The following is an 18561-nucleotide window of genomic DNA, read 5'->3' as shown; positions in this document are numbered from 1 at the left end:
GCCAGCTTCTTCTTATGCGAAACCCCATACTTATTTCACACCATCACGCGGATAACCCGCCTGCTGCCCGATCCCGTCCTACACTGAATTATTCTCCCCAAATCAGGAGCAGCGGATGATCCAGAAGCATCAACGAAAACAGGCAGCGATTGTGGCAGGCGTGGGATTAGGTGTGGCGGCTACGCTTTGGGGTATGAAACGCTGGCAGCAGCTGAAGCAGACACCGCCAGTGTCGCCGCGCAGTCATCACGCCGGGCTGGCGGGTTATTTTCAGCAGGTAGGCGACTGGCGTATGTTTACCCGCGTCACGCCCAATGAAGATAGGGGACTGCCGGTGGTACTGGTTCACGGTCTGGTAATGTCGGGCCGGGCGATGGAACCGCTGGCGCTGGCTCTGGGCCGCGACTATCACGTGCTGGTGCCGGATCTGCCCGGTTTTGGGGCCAGTGCGCTGCCTGCTTCTGCGCCGATCATGTCCGTGGATGAGCAGGCTGAGGCGCTCTGGCTCTGGCTACAGCACAACGGGTTTCAGCGTGCTATCTGGGTCGGGAACTCGTTTGGGTGTCAGATTCTGGCGGCACTGGCGGTGAAATACCCGCAGGCAGTGGCGGGGCTGGTGTTGCAGGGGCCGACGGTCGATCGTCATGCCCGCAGCCTGCCGCGTCAGTTGTGGCGCAGCTGGTGTAATGGCCGACTGGAGTCGCGTCGTCCGCCGGGGCCGCTGGCCCGTATCGATTACGCTAAAGCGGGGCTATGGCGTGCCTTTGGCACGATGCGCGCCATGATGCGCGATCGCATCGAACATCGTCTGACTTACATCACTGCGCCGACGCTGCTGCTGCGCGGCTCGCGCGATCCCATCTGTCGGGCGCGCTGGCTGGATGAGCTTGCTGCCCTGATGCCACACAGCGAACGCCTGACGCTGCGCGACGGCACCCATACGCTGCACTACGTCTATCCGTGGAGTTTCTGCAACGCCATTCGCCCCTTCCTGGCGCGTATTCAGCAGGAGAATCAGCATGAATAAACCGCCCAAGGGCATCGCCCGTTTTGACTCGGCAGCTGCCATGCTGCTGGCGCTGGCCAATGCGCTCCACGATCGACCCTTTGCCAGTCCGAGCCAGTCACCGACGCTTGACCGGCTGTTACCCTCATTGAACCGTCTGCCGACCGGGCTGCGTGAGTGGGGCTATGCGCTGGGTGGCATGGCAGAAGGTATCAGCCTGCGTCAGGCGGGCGAGCTGGATGTGGAAGGCATCGCAGAATGGATGGTCAGCGAGTACCCGCAGCAGGACTATCCGGCGGCGTTTATTGGCTCATCGAACGGCGCGCTGGTGCATCTGGCGTCGGCGATGGGCGTGCCCTGGCTGCCGCAGACCTTTCTCTGTCCGGTGCGGGCGACTAACAGCGATCCCGATGATGCGATGGCGAGCTTTGAGCAGGGCAAAGAGATAGCCGCAGCCCTGCTGGCCGCCTGGCCGAGGCTGGCGGTGCACCATATGCATGACCCGAATCAGGATCGCCTGATGCTCGACCAGATGCGCTATTTCCGGCTGAAACTGCGCGAATTGCCGCTGGCTTTTAATGAGTTTCTGATGGGGAGCCTGCCCGCGGGTTCAACGCTGTTTATCAACCACTGCACCCGCCAGTGGCCGGTGACTCGCACCAGCGATCGCTCGTTTTTCCAGTTTGGCGCACTTGGTGGCGCAACCGAAAAAGAGTATTTACAGGGTGGCCCGCGGGTAGCGGAATATCTGGCGAGTTACGGCATTGATCGTGAGCGCTGGACGCCGCCTGACATCACCGACCACGTACCGGAAGCGGAGTGGGGCCTGGATGGTTATCTGATTTCCCCGCTGAAAAAACTGGCGGCGGCGCAGAACTGGAAACTGATGGAGATTCGTTACGAAGACCCGGAAGCGATGAGTTATGTGGTGGCGGAGATTTATCGCGACTGGTATCTGGCAGCGGGCATTTTACCGACCCGGCTGACGGTGGACAGCTTCCTGTTAATGGATCCCTGGTGTACCCAGCAGCAGCAGGCAATACCGTTCTGGCTGGTATTCTGCACCGAACCGTCCGCTGCAGCGCTGCAGCGCTTCCTGGAAAAACAGCCGCCGTTCCGCAACATTGACATGATGCTCTTTTCTCACGGCACCGACAGTATCGGGCTGGCGGAGATTGATCGCTGGCGGGCGCTGCTCTCTTATGCGCGTGATGAGGGGGTATTGATCGGGGTGGATGAAGCGCGTTTCCCGCGTGACTTTGCGACGTTTGCCCGCTTCGACTCGGCACTGCGTGAACGGGCACCGCTGTTGCCACCGCCACCTCCTCTGAGTACAGAGAAGGTGATGACGGGCATTAAACGTTACGGTGCGAAATATGGCGTCACCCTGACGGCGCTGACGTAGCCGCCGTCAGTTGTGATTATTCGCCGTCGGTAATTGGCTGGCGCACCAGCAGCAGGTAGGCGAGTGCGCCAACCAGCGTCACACAGGCGCAAATCATCAGCGCCAGGCTGAACGATTTGGTGGTGTCGAGCACCCAGCCGGTGATGACGGGCGCGAACGAGGCGAAGATAAAGCTGGCGAAGTTCTGGATGCTGCCGACCGAGGCGGTCATGCGGGCGGTGACGTTGGCGTGGATAAGCCCCCAGCACGACGTTCCGGCAAAGTGGATGCAGAACAGCGCCATCCCGATCAGCGTCACAGCGCTGGTCGTGTCGGTCGCGCGGGTCACCACCGCGGTAAACCCGGCGGACAGCAGCATCCCGCTGACGATGCAGACTTTGCGGGTTTTTACCGCGTTAAAGCCGCGACGCACCAGTGAATCAACCACGTAGCCATTCAGCAGCATGCCCGCCGCACCAAACAGGAACGGAATCGCCGCCAGCAGGCCGGTACTTTTCAGGTCGAGATGATAGGTCGACTGCAGGTAGCCCGGCAGCCAGGCGATGTAGAGCCACGCAGTGTAGTTGATGCCGCTGAAGCCAATCATCATGCCCCACATGGTGCGCTGCTTAAACAGGCCGCGCCACTCTCTGAAGCTGATTGGCTCTTTACGCGAGGCGACGCTGCCCGCCTGCAGATAGTGGATCTCTTCGGCGCTCAGGGTGTTGTTATCGCGGTCGCGATAAATCATATACCAGCCGATCGCGAGGAACATGCCGAGGATACCGATGGTGACAAACATGCCACGCCAGCCCATCACCAGCATCATCGCCGCCAGAATCGGCGGGGCCACTGACAGCCCAATCATCGACGCCGCATTGAACATCCCCATCGGCATGCCGCGATCTTTAATGTTGAACCAGTCGTTGATCACTTTTACGCCGCACGGGTTCATCGGCGCTTCGCCAATGCCGAGGCCGATGCGCACCAGTACAAACTGGGTGAAGTTATGCACCAGACCAGAAGCCGCCTGGAACAGCGACCAGATGAACATGCCGATACCGAGCATAATGCGCGGGCCTTTACGATCCAGCAGCGCACCGCACGGCAGCTGCGCCAGACCATACGCCAGTGAAAATGCAGAGAGCAGGAGGCCGATTTCGGTGGCGCTCAGCCCCATCTCCTCGCGTATGGTCATATTCGCTACCGACAGCGAGCTGCGATCCAGATAGTTGATGATGGCGGCGAACAGCAGCAGCAGCATCGCCGTGATCTGCACCTTACGGATGCGCGGTGAACGCACCACATCGCTGCGCATCGGCACAAAGTCCTGGCCTGGTGGCGTGTCGCCGGTCACGCTGTCGCGGCCGGTTACTGAAGTCTTTTCCATTGCACTCTCCCGAAACTGGGTACTTATCGTTATGGTGAGAAGGGGTCTGCGCGCAGCGGCAAAAGGCCGCCGTGACGTTGCAGTCGAGACTAAGAGCAAAGGGTTAAGGATGTTGCAAAGATGTTTCTGAAGCGTGCGGGAGATAATGCTTTGTGGTTTTTAATCGGTTTTTAATTGTACTGACTGATTGAGCGCACCATTGAGGTTTTGGCGGTCGCCAGATGGTTATGCAAGGCACAGAGCGCATCGATATCCTGACGGCCAATCAGCGCGGTGAGAATCGCCATATGCTCCTCCAGCGCCACAATATTTCGCTGCTTGAGATCGCTCTCATCCCACTGATAATGCGAGTGAAAGATCACCGAGATAATCTCCAGCGACTGATTGAAAAACGGGTTGTTAGCGGCGGATAAAATCAGCGAATGCATCTGGCGGTCCAGCGCAGCAAAATGACGATAGTTGCTGGCAATGGTGTCGCGCATTGATCGGTGACGATCCAGCAGATCCCGCGCCTGCACCCAGCGTTCATCGCTGGCGGGCAGATTAAGGAAGCGGCTCAGGGCGTGGGTTTCCAGCATCTCGCGCAGTTCAAACAGCTTCTCGGCGTAATCCTGCGTGAACTTCTTCATCCGCCACTGACCGCGTTTCACCGGCTCCAGCAGGTCATAGCGCATAAAGCGCAGCAGAAACTCGCGTACCACTACCGGACTGACCTTCACATGCTGCGCCAGTTGCAGCTCGCTGAAGGTGTCGCCCGGCACCAGCTGCCGCTGATTAATCATATTAAAAAACATCTGCTCGAAGTGGCTGGCCTGCTGCTCAATCGGCGGCGCTAATGCGCTAAAGCCGTCATCATCGCGAGGTTCGCGTACGATAACGTAAGTCTGATCGACTTTATCCAGCACGCCGCACTGGTGCAGATAGTGCAGGGTATGGCGCACCGTGGTGCGGCTGATGTTGAACATCTCCGCCAGCGCGGCCTGTGGCGGCAATGGTGAACAGATATGACGCTGAGCAATGCTCTCCAGCATCTGGTTGATCACATTCTGACGCAAATTCTGGCTGCGACTCATCTCACTCTCCGGTTTTTTATGCATTAAAAACCATTCAAAGCCCAAAAAAATCGCCGTACTTCACACTTCCCGCAAACGAACGCCGCGCCGCAAGCAGGATTCGCCATAACTGCCAGCAGGACAACCGGAGAATCACCATGACAACAATGAAAGCACTGGTCATCGCTGAACCACGTAAGATGGTTTGGGCCACTCGCGACACCCCAACGCCTGCCGCTGGCGAGGCGCTGATAAAAATACTGACTGCCGGGATCTGCGGCACTGACATTCACGCCTGGTCCGGCAATCAGCCGTTCTTCAGTTATCCACGGGTGCTGGGCCATGAAATCTGTGCTGAAGTAATGGCGCTGGGCAGTGGCGCGGAAGGCTTTCAGCCCGGCCAGCGGGTGGCGCTCATGCCCTACATCTCCTGCCTGCAGTGCGACGCCTGCCAGAGCGGCAAGACCAACTGCTGTGAGCAGATCTCAGTCATTGGTGTGCATCAGGATGGCGGTTTCTGTGACTACCTGAGCGTGCCGGTCAGCACCCTGCTGGCGGTGGATGAGGTGGCACCGGAAGCGGCCGCGCTGATTGAGCCGTTTGCCATCAGTGCCCATGCGGTGCGGCGTGCCGGTATTGTGGCGGATGAGCAGGTGCTGGTGGTGGGCGCCGGACCGATTGGGCTGGGTGTCGCCGCCATTGCCGCCGCCAGCGGCGCGCAGGTGGTGGTGGCGGATACCAGCGAATTCCGTCGCCAGCATGTTGCGGACCAGCTCGGGCTGGCGACACTGAATCCGGCTGATGAGGCCTTCGATAGTGCGTTGCGCGAGCAGTTTGGTAGCCGTCTGGCGCTGAAAGTGATCGACGCCACCGGCAGCCCGGCGGCGATGAACAATGCGGTCAACCTGATGCGGCACGGCGGCACGATTGTCTATGTCGGTCTGCACAAAGGCGATCTGGTCATCCCGGACAGTGAATTCCATAAAAAAGAGGCCACGCTGAGGGGCAGCCGCAACGCCACCCGCGAAGATTTTGATCGGGTGCGTGCGTTAATGGCCAGCGGCCAGCTGCGCGCCGACATGATGCTGAATCACCATCTGGCTTTCTCCACGCTGGATGAAACCTTTGAGGCGCAGGTCATCAACAACCGCGAACTGATCAAAGGCGTCATTCACTTCGATCGGTAACCGGATTCAGGGCGCGGTGAGGGTCTCAAAGAAGTGCGCCCGCACCGCGTCGGCATCCACGCCGAGCGCAATACGCTGGGCGGGCAGACCGGCAAACGGATCGGCTCGTGATGCGAGCGCGCTAAGTTTACGCACCGTCTGACCGCAGGCGATGCCCTCTGTGATCACCCGCAGCGGGCTTTCAGTAAGCGTAAAGGCCTGTGGCAGCGTCAGCCACGCCACCGCCAGGGTGTCGTGCAGCGCCATACCCTCGAATCCCTCTTTCTCCAGACTGTAAGCCAGGTAAGGGCGACAGATAGCGCTCAGCACCGGCTGATTCAGACGCTGCACCTCATCGCCGCTGATCAGCACTTTGTGCGTGACATCCAGCGGGATCACCACCACGTTCAGCGCCGAGGCGAGTACCTGATCGGCGGCGTGCGGATCTTTCCAGATATTGAATTCACTGAAGGGCGTCACGTTGCCGCTGTGGCCGTCGGTGCCAAACGCACCGCCCATAATCACCAGCTCTTTCACCAGCGGAATAATATCCGGTGCCTGATTAATGGCCGTGGCGATATTGGTCAGTGGGCCAATCGCCACCAGGGTGATCTGATGCGGCTGCGCCCGCACGCTGTCGATAATAAACTGCACCGCGCCCGGTGCCTGATCGCTAAAAGCATTATCAAACGCATCGCCCAGCCCATCTTCACCGTGCAGCCTGGCGGGCGCAGAGGCGGCCAGCGCCAGCGGCCGTGAACAGCCGCGATAGACCGCCGCGCTGATCGCCATTTTGTCGCAGAATAGACGGGCATTTTTCACCGCCTGACCCACCGCCACGTTGCCAGATACGGTGGTAATCCCCAGCAGATGCTGCGTCCGCGCCGCATAAGCCAGCGCAAAGGCGTCATCCACGCCGATATCAGTATCAAAAATCAGGGTACGCATAGGCTCTCCGCAACAGGCTGTAAACCTTCAGCATTACCCCGGCAATAGCAACATCGTCAAGTGATTCAGCCGCCCTGCGCGCACTATTGCCAGCCTGAAACGGGCGTCGTATTATCACCGGCTCAAGGTGATGGCGTGCCACCTTTCCCAACCGCCGGTGGGCTTAACACCGGCTGATGACGCCTGACACTCAATCCTTTCGCGGGAGCTGAGGTGTCAGGCGCAGTTTATCTCTGCCTCTCTCCCCAGCCCCGCATTACTCTGTAATCAGGAGCAAGACATGTTTAAACCGTTACTGGCTGTGATGATCGGCGGCTCTGCCGGCTGCGTACTGCGCTGGCTGTTCGCGATGCGTTTTAATGCACTCTTTCCCAACCTGCCGCCCGGCACGCTGCTGGTGAATCTGATCGGCGGTCTGGTAATCGGCGGGGCGATGGCCTGGTTTGTTCGCCATCCCGACATTGACCCGATCTGGAAACTGCTGATCGTCACCGGACTCTGCGGCGGGCTGACGACCTTCTCCTCTTTCACCGCGGAGTTAATGGGGTTGCTACAATCAGGGAAGTATTTCTGGGCGATGGCCAGCGCGCTGGTGCATGTGATTGGCTCGCTGCTGATGGCGTTTGCCGGTTTCGCACTGGTCACGCTGCTGGGCTGACCCGGTGCGCGTCATACCGCTTAAGGGATACTGATTTCGGGCGTGTGCGCCGTGGATTGGATAATGCGCGGCGCTGACGCTGAACCTCACCGATTATTCCGGACGATTAAGGAGCCGAGCAATGCGAACCAACCCCACATTCCTTAACCTGGTGTTGTTAAACGGTGAACCCGGCCAGAAGCTGCAGGCGGCGCGTGACGCCGGTTTCGATCAGGTGGAGATCTGGCGCGAGGATGTCGACGCATATGAAGGCGGTGCGGCAGCACTGGCTGAAATCAGTGCACGACAGGGACCTGGCTTTACCAATCTGCAGGTGCTGCGTGATTTCACCGGCGCACCCAGTGCGTTGCGATCTCAGAAGCGCGAAGAGCTGCGTCAGTTTATACAGATTGCCCAGGCGCTGGGCTGTGACACCCTCCAGGCACCGGCCAGCACCCGTGAGGATTGCTGTGCCGATCAGATTGATGATGACCTGCGCTGGATGGCCTCGGAAGCTGCGCGCTACAACATGCGCATTATGTATGAGCCGATGGCCTGGTGCAGCGTAGATAACACGCTGCCGCTGGCGTGGCAGCGATTGCAGCGACTCGATCAGCCCAATATCGGGCTGGTGATCGATCTGTTCCACATCTGCGCGCTGGGCGGTGACGCCTCCCATCTGGACGGCATTCCTGCCGATCGCATCTATGAAGTACAGCTGTGTGATATGGCCGCCGTTCCCGCACAGGATAAGCAGAGCCTGATGGCGATGGCAAAGCATCAGCGTCTGCTGCCCGGCGATGGGATTATCGATGTTGAACGCTTTGTCGATAAGCTCAAAAGCGCGGGCTATCAGGGGCCGGTGGGAATCGAAGTCTTTAATGATGCGCTGAAACGCCTGCCGCCCGACGTGGCTGCCCGCCATGCCTGGCAGGCGTTAACGCGCTGCTGGGGTTAATCCTGTAAGCACTGCCCAATAAACGCGGCGGCGTGCATGGCACCCTGAGCGGAAATGGTGTGGCCGGTGGCGGGTTCAAAGAGCGCGTCGACCGGCACTGCCGCGGCTCGCAGCCGGGCCGCCGCAGATTCGCTCTCCTGCCATGGGATGACTTCATCGGCCTGACCGTGGATCAGCAACGCGGGCACATGAGCCTGCGGGGTTAGTTCACCGTCAACCGCCAGACGACCAGAAAAGGCGACCACGCCCGCCAGCGGATAACGGCCAGACGCCAGCGCATCCAGCGCCATGATCGACCCCTGAGAGAAGCCCACCAGCACCACATCCTGCCAGCGGTCGGCAAAGTCGTGCTGCGCGACGATGTCGCTGAGGGTCGTATCAAACGCGGCCCGTGCCGCCCGAACCCGACCAGGCCGGTTCTCTGGCGTCACGTCTGCCAGGCTGAACCACTGCCAGCCAAAACCGGCGGGAAAACGTTCAGGCGCATTGGGCGAGGCAAAAACCACATCCGGCAACAGCGTCGCCCAGTGACGGCCAATCGGTGCCAGATCGTCGCCGTTACTGCCCACGCCATGCAGAAAAATCACCAGTGCTTTTGCCATCATTGCTCCTTTTATAAACCGTATTCACTCAGATCAGGCCCGGCCGGAACAATGCCATTCGGGTTCAGCGCCTTGATCGAGTAGTAACCCTGTTTGATATGGTCAATGTTGACCGTTTCACGTATGCCAGAGACCGACAACATGCTCTTAAGATAGCGATTCAGCAGCGTATAGTCGCGGATCCGGCGCAGGTTGCATTTGAACAGGCCATGGTAGGCGACGTCAAAGCGAATCAGGGTCACAAACAGCCGGATGTCGGTTTCCGTCAGCCGTTCACCCAGCAGGAAAGTACGACCATCGCTGAGCAGCGCCTCCAGTTCATCGAGCTGGCTGAAAATGTCATTAAACGCCTGCTGATAGCTGACGGAGGTGGTGGCGAAACCCGCGCGATAAACACCGTTATTCAGACGCGGATAGAGGCTCTCATTCAGCGCATCAATCTCCGCACGCAGCGCAGCGGGATAAAGGTCGATGCGGTTATCGGCCAGATCGCCGAAGCCGCTGTTAAACATACGCACAATGTCCGCAGACTCGTTGCTGACGATGGTAGCGGTTTTTTTGTCCCACAACACCGGCACGGTGGCCCGGCCCGTGTAGTCGGGCGCGACGCGGGTATAGATTTCATGCAGATACTGCGCGTTATTCAGCGGGTCCTGCTGTGCGCCGGGTAAATTGCCAAAGCGCCAGCCCTGAGCACCGAGCTGCGGTTCAACCACCGTCACGCTAATCAGCGACTCCAGCCCTTTGAGCTTGCGGGCAATTAACGCGCGCGACGCCCACGGACAGATCAGCGCCACATAGAGGTGGTAGCGATCGGGTTCGGCGGCGAATGCCGTGGAGCCATCGCTGCTGATAAAGCCCCGGAAACCCGACGTCTGACGGACAAACCCGCCCTGTTTATCGGTAGCCTGCACCGGATGCCAGTCACTACTCCATTTACCTTCTACTAACATTGCGCGACTCCTCTCTGTTTTGAGAAGCAGCTTAACTGATGACTAAACAGGTGATAATCCGGTTGTAAAGACAATCATTTCTTCCATTATGGACGGAATCAGGCGGGCGGGAAGCGGGTAAAGTGAGTGACCAGGAAGTCGATGAGCAGGCGCGCGCGATGCGCCAGATGACGGGCGGGCGGATAAACCGCAAACAGGCCCAGCGGCGGCGTGTCGAAGTTATCCAGCAGCCGGACAACATCGCCCTGTTGCAGCGCGGGAGCGGCGATGAAACCGGGCAGACGCGCAATACCTAATCCGGCGACGGCCGCCTGCAGACAGGCTTCGGTGTTGGCAAAGCGCAGACGGCCACGGACCGGCACGGTGACGATCTCACCATCATCGCCGGCAAACGGCCAGTGCCAGGGATCGCGGAAATTGGTGTCGATAATGCACTGGTGCTGCGCCATTTCCCGCCAGTGCTGTGGCGTACCGAACTGCTCAAGATAGATCGGTGACGCAGCAATGCGAACATGCACTTCGCCCAGCTTACGCGCGACCAGACTGCTGTCGCTGAGGTTACCGATGCGGATCGCCATATCAAATCCCTCATCGACGATGTTAACGGCCCGGTCTGAAAAACTGACATCCAGTTCAATCAGCGGATAGCGCCGGGCAAACGCCACCAGTACCTGAGAGAGCACCGCCGTGCCAAAGGAGCCCGGCGCGCTGATTTTCAGCCGGCCGGTAGGGGTGGTGGCGCTTTCCCGCACGCTGGCATCCAGCGTCTCAAATGCATCGAGCAGGTTTTTAACCCGCTCGTAATAGCTGCGGCCAACGTCGGTGGGCGAGAGGGCGCGCGTACTGCGCTTAAACAGCTGGACGCCGAGCTGATGCTCCAGCTTTGAAACCAGTTTAGAAGCCTGACTGCTGCTGGTACCGAGGCGCAACGCCGCTGCCGAAAAGCTGCCGGTTTCCAGCACCGTGACAAACATCCGGTCACAATCGAGTCGATCCATGGCGAAGTCCTGAAAGGGTAAAGTCGCAGTATAGAAGCTGCGGCCAGGCGTTGCAGCCTTCACATTGCGTGCCTTAACCCTTTCGCTGGCGGGGAAAACCTGCTTGACTGACGCTCTGCCCGACGTTCTCTGGAGTAATTCATGTCGCTGATTCACCTGACGTCACTGGCGGCGATCCCGGCCGCCGAGTGGGATGCGCTGTTGCCTGATGACCAGCCGTTTTTGCGCCACGCTTTTCTGCTCACTTTAGAAGAGAGTGGCAGCGTGCGGTTTGAGGCGGGCTGGCAGCCTGATCACATGCTGTGGCGGGAAAAGGGCGTGACCCGCGCCGCGCTGCCGGGCTACCAGAAATATCATTCACAGGGCGAGTATGTCTTTGATCACGCCTGGGCGGATGCCAGCCAGCGCGCCGGGATCCGCTATTACCCGAAATGGCTGGGGGCGATTCCCTTCAGCCCGGTCAGCGGCGCGCGCCTGCTGGGTGACACATCCGCTGCGACGCAGCTGCTGTCGGCTCTGCCGGAGAGCCTGTTGCAGCACGGCTTAAGCGGTGCACACATCAACTTTACCGATGCGCAGGCTAACCAGCTGCTGGCCGATCAGCCCGACTGGCTCTCCCGGCTCGGCTGTCAGTATCACTGGCATAACCGTGGCTACCGCGATTTTCAGGATTTCCTGGATACGCTGATGTCGCGCAAGCGCAAGCAGCTGCGTAAAGAGCGTGAGCAGGTGGCGCAAAGCGGCTTTGAGTTTGACCGCTACCTGGGCTACCAGCTGCGCGAAGATCAGTGGGATTTTGTCTATACCTGTTACGCCAACACCTACGCGGTGCGCGGCCAGCGGCCCTACCTGACGCGCAACTTCTTCAGCCTGCTGGCGGAGCGGATGCCGCAGAATATTATGGTGGTGATCGCCCGCTTACAGCAGCAACCGGCGGCGATGGCCTTTTATCTGCGTGACAGCAACACGCTCTATGGCCGTTACTGGGGTTGTCTGGCGGAGTTTGACCGGCTGCACTTCGAAACCTGTTTCTATCAGGGGATGGATTTAGCGATTGATGAAGGGCTGACGCGGTTTGATGCAGGCGCGCAGGGCGAGCACAAACTGGTGCGCGGCTTTGAGCCGCAGATTACCCACTCCTGGCACTATCTGCTGCATCCGGGCCTGCGCGATGCCGTGGCAGATTTTCTGGTGCAGGAGCGGGAAGGCGTGCGCGGCTGGGCGGAAGAAGCACGCGACGCCTTACCCTATCGACGCGGCGATTAATCGACGCCGACAAAACCCCCGGTCTGATGCTGCCAGAGCCGGGCATAGAGACCGTTTTGCGCCAGCAGCTCGTGATGGCTGCCCATCTCGGCAATGCCGCCTTTATCCAGCACCACCAGCCGATCCATCTTCGCGATGGTCGACAGGCGGTGCGCGATGGCGATAACGGTTTTACCCTGCATCAGTGACTCCAGGCTCTCCTGAATCGCCGCTTCCACTTCAGAGTCGAGCGCCGAGGTGGCCTCATCCATGATCAGAATCGGCGCATCCTTCAGCAGCACGCGGGCTATCGCCACACGCTGACGCTGACCGCCCGACAGTTTCACGCCGCGCTCGCCCACATGCGCGTCCAGCCCGGTGCGGCCCAGTGAGTCAGAGAGCAGCGGGATAAACTCATCGGCGCGGGCGCGGTGAATCGCAAGCTGCAGCTCCTCTTCGCTGGCGTCGGGACGACCATAGAGCAGGTTTTCACGGATTGAGCGGTGCAGCAGCGAGGTGTCCTGGGTGATCATGCCAATCTGGCTGCGCAGGCTCTCCTGCGTCACGGCGGCGATATCCTGATCGTCGATCACAATCCGCCCCGCGTTCAGGTCATAGAGGCGCAGCAGCAGGTTCACCAGCGTCGATTTACCGGCGCCCGAGGGACCAATCAGCCCAATCTTCTCGCCAGGTTTGATGTCGAGGTTAAAGCCGTTAATCACCTGACGGCCACCGCCATAATCGAAGCGCACATCCTCAAAACGGATGTTGCCGCGCGTCACCTTAAGCTGCTTCGCCTGCGGCGCATCCTGCACGCTCAGCGGCTGCGCGATGGTTTTCAGGCCATCCTGTACCGTACCAATATTTTCGAAGATGCCGTTGACCACCCACATGATCCAGCCGGACATATTCACCAGGCGGATGACCAGACCTGTCGCCAGCGCAATCGCCCCGACGCTAATCAGCGACTGGCTCCATAACCACAGCGCCAGCCCGGAGGTCGAGACAATCAGCAGGCCATTCAGCGCCGACAGGGTCAGATCCATGCTGGTGACCATGCGGCCGGCGTTCTGGGTTTTTTCGGTCTGCTCCTGAATCGCCTCACGCGCATACTGCCGTTCCAGATCGCTGTGGGCGAACAGCTTGATGGTGGCGATGTTGGTGTAGCCGTCAACAATGGTGCCCATCAGCTTTGAGCGTGCTTCCGAGGAGACCACCGAACGTGCTTTGACGCGCGGCACAAAGAAACGCAGCGAGGCGCTGTAGGCCACCATCCAGATAATCAGCGGGATCATCAGCCGCCAGTCGGCACCGGCAAACAGCACCAGCGAGGTTACCGCGTAGATCAGTACGTGCCAGATGGCATCCACCAACTGCACCGCGGAATCGCGCAGAGAACTGCCGGTCAGCATAATGCGCTGGGCGATGCGACCCGCGAAATCGTTCTGGAAGAAATTGAGGCTCTGGCGCAGCACGTAGTTGTGATTCTGCCAGCGGATCATGCTGGTCATGCTCGGGCTGATGCTCTGATGCACCAGCATGTCGTGCAGGGCGATAAAAATCGGCCGCAGGATCAGCGCCACCGCCACCATCCACAGCAGTATCGGCCAGTTATCCCGAAACAGGCTTGCGGGCGTGGAGTGATTGACCATGTCGATAATGCGGCTCAGATAGCTGAACAGCGACACTTCAATCAGGGCTGACGCCAGTCCCACTACCAGCAGTGCCGCGAAACTCGGCCAGACCTGCCGCAGATAATAGAGGTAAAACGACCAGACCGTTGAGGGGGGCGAGTCGGTGGGCGCGTCATGAAATATATTGATAAAACGCTCAAAACGGCGATACAACATAGCGATACTCTTTCCGTCCGGTAAAGAGCTACAGCTTAGTGCATGAACCCCGTTCAGCTAAAAGGAGAAAATATGGAAATCATTATTCGGGCACGGGAACCGCAGGATGCCGCCGCCTATCAGCGACTCTACAGTCATCCCGATGTCTATCCCTGGACGCTGCAGCTACCGTTTCCCAGCGTCGCCACCTGGGAGAAAAAAATCGCCAGAATGGATGCCGAGGGGTTTATCGCCTTTGTCGCGGAGATCGAGGGCGTGCTGGCCGGTGAGCTGACGCTGTTTGTGGATAACAAGCCGCGCACCCGCCACTGCATCAGCTTTGGGCTGGGCGTGCATCCCGATTACGCCGGTCGCGGCGTCGGTGAGCGCCTGATCCGCACCGCGCTCGACTATTCCCGCAACTGGCTGGGGATTACGCGTATGGCGCTGGAGGTGTTTCACGACAATGAACGGGCGTTGCGGCTCTATGAGCGGCTGGGCTTTGAGCGTGAAGGGGTGATGCGCCAGGCCGCCCTGCGCGACGGTCAGCTGCGCGATGTGGTGATGATGGCGAAGCTGCTGCACGAGAAGTGATAACCGGAGCGGCAGCGTTGCCGCTCCGCTTTTTATTACGGATTTTTATTGCTGTAGTGCTGCATGTTCTGCTGCGTTACCAGTTCAAACGGAATCCACTGGTGGGAATCGACTTTTTCCCCTTTGATCATCTGCTGCGCCACCTCGACCGATTTTTTGCCCTGACCCACGGCATCCTGGAACACGGTGACGGCCAGTTTGCCGCTTGCCAGGGCTTTCAGGCCATCCGGCGTGGCATCAATGCCGCCCACCAGAATGGTCTTCTTCGGCTTCGCCTGCGCAATCGCCATTGTCGCACCAATCGCCATTTCGTCATTGTTGGCGGCGACAATATCGATCTCTTCGCCGTTCGACAGCCAGCTGAGCATTAAATCCATGCCCTCATTACGCGAATAGTTGGCGGTCTGCTTCAGCACCACTTTCATGTCGGGATACTTTGCCACCACCTGCTCCACATCTTTGGTGCGCTGCAGCGCACCCGCATCGCTGAGGTTACCGATGATAATGGCGACCTTGCCACGATAACCCGCCTGCTTCGCCAGCGCTTCCATCTGCAACGTACCCGACTCGCGTTCGTCAGAGCCGACAAATACCACGCCTGGCGGCAGGGTTTTATCGCCCGGTGTGCGGTTAACGTAGACCAGCGGAATGTGAGCCTGCTGCGCCAGCCTGGTCAGGGCAGGGGTGCTGGCGGAGTCGACAGGATCGACGATAATCGCGTCTACGCCGGCGCTGATAAAGCTCTGCACCTGATCGGTCTGACGACCGACGTCGCCGCGTGCATCTTCGAACTGCGCATCCAACTGACGCGCTTTCGCCTCTTTTTCAATCGACTGGCGAATAATGGTCAGGAAGTTCTGGTCGAAAAAAGCCATCGAGACGCCAATCTTCTCTGCCAGCGCCGACGTAGAAAGAGAGAGCAGACAGAGTAATGCCCATGCGCGTGTTTTCATTGCGGACTCCAGAGGTTGCTGTTTGGAATGGATATTTCATTTATTATAAAAATGGATAAAGAGGATCATCTGCAGCTTAGAAATTGCCGTCAGGTTTGACAAGCCGCCTTTTTCACTCTTGCTGGCGTCGCCACACTTTGCTGAAAATTCGTCGCGTCATAGCTGTCAGCGCCGGTTAAAACCCCGATCGGGTGCACACTCTGCGGCAAAGCGCCGCAGCTTTTTGCGCTTTTGTGCAGCGCCGCACGGGCAGTTGTGGCGGTTGCCAGAAAATCGCTGAATCGGACCCGTCGATCTCAACATCCGCACAATGACCCTTAGTTAGCCTCCTATCTATATTTCCAGAAGCGGGAAATCTCAGCGTTATTCCTGAAAAAAACCTTGTGGCACAACCTGCCGCTTTTTAAGGAATTCAGCTCATGCCTAAAGATGTAACGCCTCAACGGACCACCCATGTCCGCATCGGGATCCTCTGCCTGATCCTGTTTCTGTCGGTCGTGGCTTATGCCGACCGTTCGATCCTCTCGATCTCCGGATCGGCGATCAAAGAGGAGTTCGGCCTGTCAGCGATCCAGCTGGGACTGATCCTCTCTGCCTTCAGCTGGGCCTATGTCATCGGTCAGATCCCCGGCGGACTGTTCCTTGACCGCTTCGGAGCCAAAAAAGTGTATGGCGTCACGCTGGCGCTCTGGTCGGTCTCGACGCTGGCGATGGGATTTGTGGGTGAGTTCTCCAGCGGTATGACCGGCGCGCTGATGCTGATGTTTGGTCTGCGCTTTATGCTGGGACTCATTGAGGCACCCAGCTTTCCCGCCAATGCGCGCGTGGTGATTATGTGGTTCCCTGGCGCTGAGCGGGGCCGGGCATCATCGCTGTTCAGTTCGGCGCAATATTTTGCCGTCGCCATCTTCTCACCGCTGTCAGGCTGGCTGGTGTCGCGCTTCGGCTGGGAGTGGCCGTTCTTTGTGCTGGGCGGCATCGGCCTGCTGGCGGTGTTTGTCTGGGCAGCCTGGATGCGCGAGCCGCGCAACCATCCCGGCGTGTCGGAAAGTGAACTGCGCCACATCATTAATGGCGGCGCGATGGTGGATATCGACGCGGCGCAGACCCTGAAGGCCCGACCACCGGTCAGCAAAGCGATGTTCAGAAAGCTGCTCACTAATCGCATGCTCTGGTGCGCCTATCTTGGCCAGTACTGCATCATCGCGCTCAGCTACTTCTTCATTACCTGGTTCCCGATCTATCTGGTGCAGGCGCGCGGCATGAACATTATGGAGGCGGGCTTCGCCACCGTTGCTCCGGCGCTGTTTGGTTTTCTCGGCGGGATCAGCGGCGGTTACCTGTCAGATAAATTAATCGCCCGGGGCTGGAGCGTCTCCTGGGCGCGTAAAACCCCCTATATCGTCGGCATGCTGATGGCGTCGAGCCTGGTGCTGGCGGCGATTATTCCCGGTAACGGCGGCATCATCGCCATTATGTCCTTCGCCTTTTTCGGCAAAGGCATCGCGGCGGGCGCAGGCACCTGGACAGTGATCAGCGACACCGCACCGAAAGAGGCAGTGGGTCTGGCGGGTGCCATTTTTAACGGCATTGGCAACATTGCCGGTTTCACCACGCCGCTGCTGTTCGGCATCATCGTCGGGCTGACCGGCAGCTACAGCATCGGGCTGGCGTTTGTGGCGGCACACTGCGTGGTTGCGGCGCTGCTGTTCCTGCTGGTGATGGGACCGATTGAACGCGTGGGCGAAGAGACCGAACGCCCGGCATCCTATAACAATCAGGAGAAAGAAGATGGCATTAAAGCAATGTAAGGTGCTGATCAGAGGGAAATTCCTGCCGCCGCAGCTGATAGAGAACATTGAAAAGACGTTCACCGCGTTCCGGCTGTGGGAGGCGGACGATGAGAGCGCTTTTCTGGCTGAACAGGGTGCTGCCATCGACATACTGGTCACCAGCGGCAACGCGGTAATGGGGGCATCCGCCGCACTGATCGCGGCATTGCCCAACCTCAAAGCGATCTGCAGCAACGGGGTCGGGTATGACAGCATCGATACGGAAGCCGCCCGGTCGCGCGGCATTGTGGTGACCAACACGCCGGAGGTGCTCAATGATTGCGTCGCGGATCTGGGCATGGCGCTGCTGCTGGATGTGGCGCGCCGCATCAGTGAGGCCGATCGCTTCACACGCGCCGGGCACTGGACGCAGGGCCGCTTTCCGCTGAGCAGCAAAATCGGCGGCAAGGTGTGCGGTATCGTCGGGCTGGGCAATATCGGCCAGGCGGTAGCCAGGCGCGCGCAGGCGTTTGGTATGCAGATTCACTACTACAACCCGCGTTCACGTCCTGACGTGCCCTATACCCGGCATGAGAGCCTGGTGGCGCTGGCGCAGCAGGCCGATTTTCTGGTGCTCACGCTGCCAGGCGGTGCCGCAACGCGCCATATCATTAACGCAGACGTGCTGCAGGCGCTGGGCCCGCAGGGTTATCTGATTAACATCGCGCGCGGCAGCGTGGTGGATCAGCAGGCGCTGGTGGCGGCGCTGGAAACCGGGCAGATCGCCGGTGCCGGGCTGGATGTGTTTGAACAGGAGCCGCAGGTGCCTGACGCCCTGCGCCAGCGCGACAATGTGGTGATTACGCCACATATCGCCAGCAGCACCCGCGAAACCATGGCGGCGATGGCCGGCCTGGTGTTTGAGAACATGCTGGCGTTTGCCCGTGGCGAGCCGGTGCTGACCCGCGTAGTCTAACGACAACAATGACTTAACCATGATGGGCAGAGCGTGAGACAGGACGCTTCTCCTCTGACCACTCGCCCGCGCGCCGCCTCCGCACAAAACAGCCTGAA

Annotated in this window: 17 protein-coding genes and 1 riboswitch; of the genes, 9 read left to right on the top strand and 8 right to left on the bottom strand. The window is 59.4% G+C overall.

All coding sequences use genetic code 11. The features are described from left to right. The first annotated feature begins 115 nt into the window (after positions 1 to 115). Both N1689_RS16465 and N1689_RS16460 read left to right on the top strand, forming a co-directional pair. Entirely contained in the window at positions 116 to 1027 is a 912-nt protein-coding gene (locus N1689_RS16465; protein WP_161734056.1) for an alpha/beta fold hydrolase, read from the top strand. Beyond that, positions 1020 to 2411 carry a hypothetical protein gene (locus tag N1689_RS16460; RefSeq protein ID WP_222924859.1) on the top strand — a complete coding sequence of 464 codons (1392 nt, stop codon included), beginning with the start codon at positions 1020 to 1022 and terminating at the stop codon, positions 2409 to 2411. The genes N1689_RS16465 and N1689_RS16460 overlap by 8 nt, the downstream gene beginning before the upstream one ends. A 16-nt stretch (positions 2412 to 2427) precedes the next feature. Here N1689_RS16460 and N1689_RS16455 read toward each other — a convergent pair whose 3' ends face one another. Then, complete coding sequence (locus N1689_RS16455; RefSeq protein ID WP_222924860.1) at positions 2428 to 3780, bottom strand: MFS transporter; 1353 nt, start codon at positions 3778 to 3780, stop codon at positions 2428 to 2430. A 170-nt stretch (positions 3781 to 3950) separates the two neighbouring features. Next, positions 3951 to 4853: a GntR family transcriptional regulator gene (locus tag N1689_RS16450; RefSeq protein WP_260059443.1), complete on the bottom strand. Its 903-nt coding sequence runs from the start codon at positions 4851 to 4853 to the stop codon at positions 3951 to 3953. Positions 4854 to 4990: 137 nt separating this feature from the next. Between N1689_RS16450 and N1689_RS16445 the strand changes: the two genes are divergently transcribed. Further along, positions 4991 to 6019: a zinc-binding alcohol dehydrogenase family protein gene (locus tag N1689_RS16445; RefSeq protein ID WP_260059442.1), complete on the top strand. Its 1029-nt coding sequence runs from the start codon at positions 4991 to 4993 to the stop codon at positions 6017 to 6019. A gap of 6 nt (positions 6020 to 6025) precedes the next feature. Here N1689_RS16445 and N1689_RS16440 read toward each other — a convergent pair whose 3' ends face one another. Next, entirely contained in the window at positions 6026 to 6946 is a 921-nt protein-coding gene (locus N1689_RS16440) for a nucleoside hydrolase (RefSeq protein WP_222924863.1), read from the bottom strand. 117 nt (positions 6947 to 7063) lie between these two features. Beyond that, a riboswitch (Fluoride riboswitch) is annotated at positions 7064 to 7139 on the top strand. An 87-nt stretch (positions 7140 to 7226) separates the two neighbouring features. Between N1689_RS16440 and crcB the strand changes: the two genes are divergently transcribed. After that, positions 7227 to 7604: a fluoride efflux transporter CrcB gene (crcB, locus tag N1689_RS16435; protein ID WP_150011351.1), complete on the top strand. Its 378-nt coding sequence runs from the start codon at positions 7227 to 7229 to the stop codon at positions 7602 to 7604. Positions 7605 to 7725: 121 nt separating this feature from the next. Beyond that, positions 7726 to 8541 (top strand): sugar phosphate isomerase/epimerase, encoded by an 816-nt coding sequence (locus N1689_RS16430; RefSeq protein ID WP_161734068.1) that lies wholly within the window; start codon positions 7726 to 7728, stop codon positions 8539 to 8541. On the opposite strand, the gene N1689_RS16425 is transcribed toward N1689_RS16430, so the two are convergent. From N1689_RS16425 to N1689_RS16415, 3 genes are all read right to left on the bottom strand, one after another. After that, positions 8538 to 9143: an alpha/beta hydrolase gene (locus N1689_RS16425; RefSeq protein WP_260059454.1), complete on the bottom strand. Its 606-nt coding sequence runs from the start codon at positions 9141 to 9143 to the stop codon at positions 8538 to 8540. The two genes, N1689_RS16430 and N1689_RS16425, sit on opposite strands and share 4 nt — an antisense overlap. A gap of 11 nt (positions 9144 to 9154) precedes the next feature. Then, complete coding sequence (locus tag N1689_RS16420; RefSeq protein WP_161734070.1) at positions 9155 to 10096, bottom strand: glutathione S-transferase family protein; 942 nt, start codon at positions 10094 to 10096, stop codon at positions 9155 to 9157. 98 nt (positions 10097 to 10194) lie between these two features. Beyond that, positions 10195 to 11094 (bottom strand): LysR family transcriptional regulator, encoded by a 900-nt coding sequence (locus N1689_RS16415; RefSeq protein ID WP_161734072.1) that lies wholly within the window; start codon positions 11092 to 11094, stop codon positions 10195 to 10197. Between the two features lie 141 nt (positions 11095 to 11235). On the opposite strand from N1689_RS16415, the gene N1689_RS16410 reads away from it, so the two are divergent. Continuing rightward, the gene (locus tag N1689_RS16410; protein WP_222924864.1) at positions 11236 to 12360 is read left to right on the top strand and encodes a GNAT family N-acetyltransferase; all 1125 of its coding nucleotides are present in this window, start codon (positions 11236 to 11238) and stop codon (positions 12358 to 12360) included. On the opposite strand, the gene N1689_RS16405 is transcribed toward N1689_RS16410, so the two are convergent. Then, complete coding sequence (locus N1689_RS16405; RefSeq protein ID WP_161734076.1) at positions 12357 to 14189, bottom strand: ABC transporter ATP-binding protein; 1833 nt, start codon at positions 14187 to 14189, stop codon at positions 12357 to 12359. The two genes, N1689_RS16410 and N1689_RS16405, sit on opposite strands and share 4 nt — an antisense overlap. 72 nt (positions 14190 to 14261) lie before the next feature. On the opposite strand from N1689_RS16405, the gene N1689_RS16400 reads away from it, so the two are divergent. Next, on the top strand, positions 14262 to 14762 hold the full coding sequence (locus N1689_RS16400) for a GNAT family N-acetyltransferase (RefSeq protein WP_161734078.1): 501 nt from the start codon (positions 14262 to 14264) through the stop codon (positions 14760 to 14762). Positions 14763 to 14797: 35 nt separating this feature from the next. Here the strand turns inward: N1689_RS16400 and N1689_RS16395 are convergent, their stop codons facing one another. Beyond that, on the bottom strand, positions 14798 to 15715 hold the full coding sequence (locus tag N1689_RS16395; protein ID WP_161734080.1) for a sugar ABC transporter substrate-binding protein: 918 nt from the start codon (positions 15713 to 15715) through the stop codon (positions 14798 to 14800). Positions 15716 to 16134: 419 nt separating this feature from the next. Here N1689_RS16395 and N1689_RS16390 point away from each other — a divergent pair, with 419 nt between their 5' ends. Together N1689_RS16390 and N1689_RS16385 are read left to right on the top strand one after the other, a co-directional pair. After that, positions 16135 to 17526, top strand: coding sequence for an MFS transporter (locus tag N1689_RS16390; RefSeq protein WP_260059441.1), 1392 nt, complete (start codon positions 16135 to 16137; stop codon positions 17524 to 17526). Continuing rightward, positions 17507 to 18463, top strand: a complete 957-nt coding sequence (locus tag N1689_RS16385) for a 2-hydroxyacid dehydrogenase (protein ID WP_260059440.1) — start codon at positions 17507 to 17509, stop codon at positions 18461 to 18463. Before N1689_RS16390 ends, N1689_RS16385 begins: the two co-directional genes overlap by 20 nt. The last annotated feature ends 98 nt before the right edge of the window (positions 18464 to 18561 follow it).

It is taken from the genome of Pantoea sp. XY16, assembly GCF_025153065.1.
In the GTDB taxonomy this organism is placed as follows: domain Bacteria; phylum Pseudomonadota; class Gammaproteobacteria; order Enterobacterales; family Enterobacteriaceae; genus Pantoea; species Pantoea alfalfae.
The sequence above is the reverse complement of the archived record's forward strand: the minus strand, read 5'-3'. Positions and strand labels throughout refer to the sequence as shown.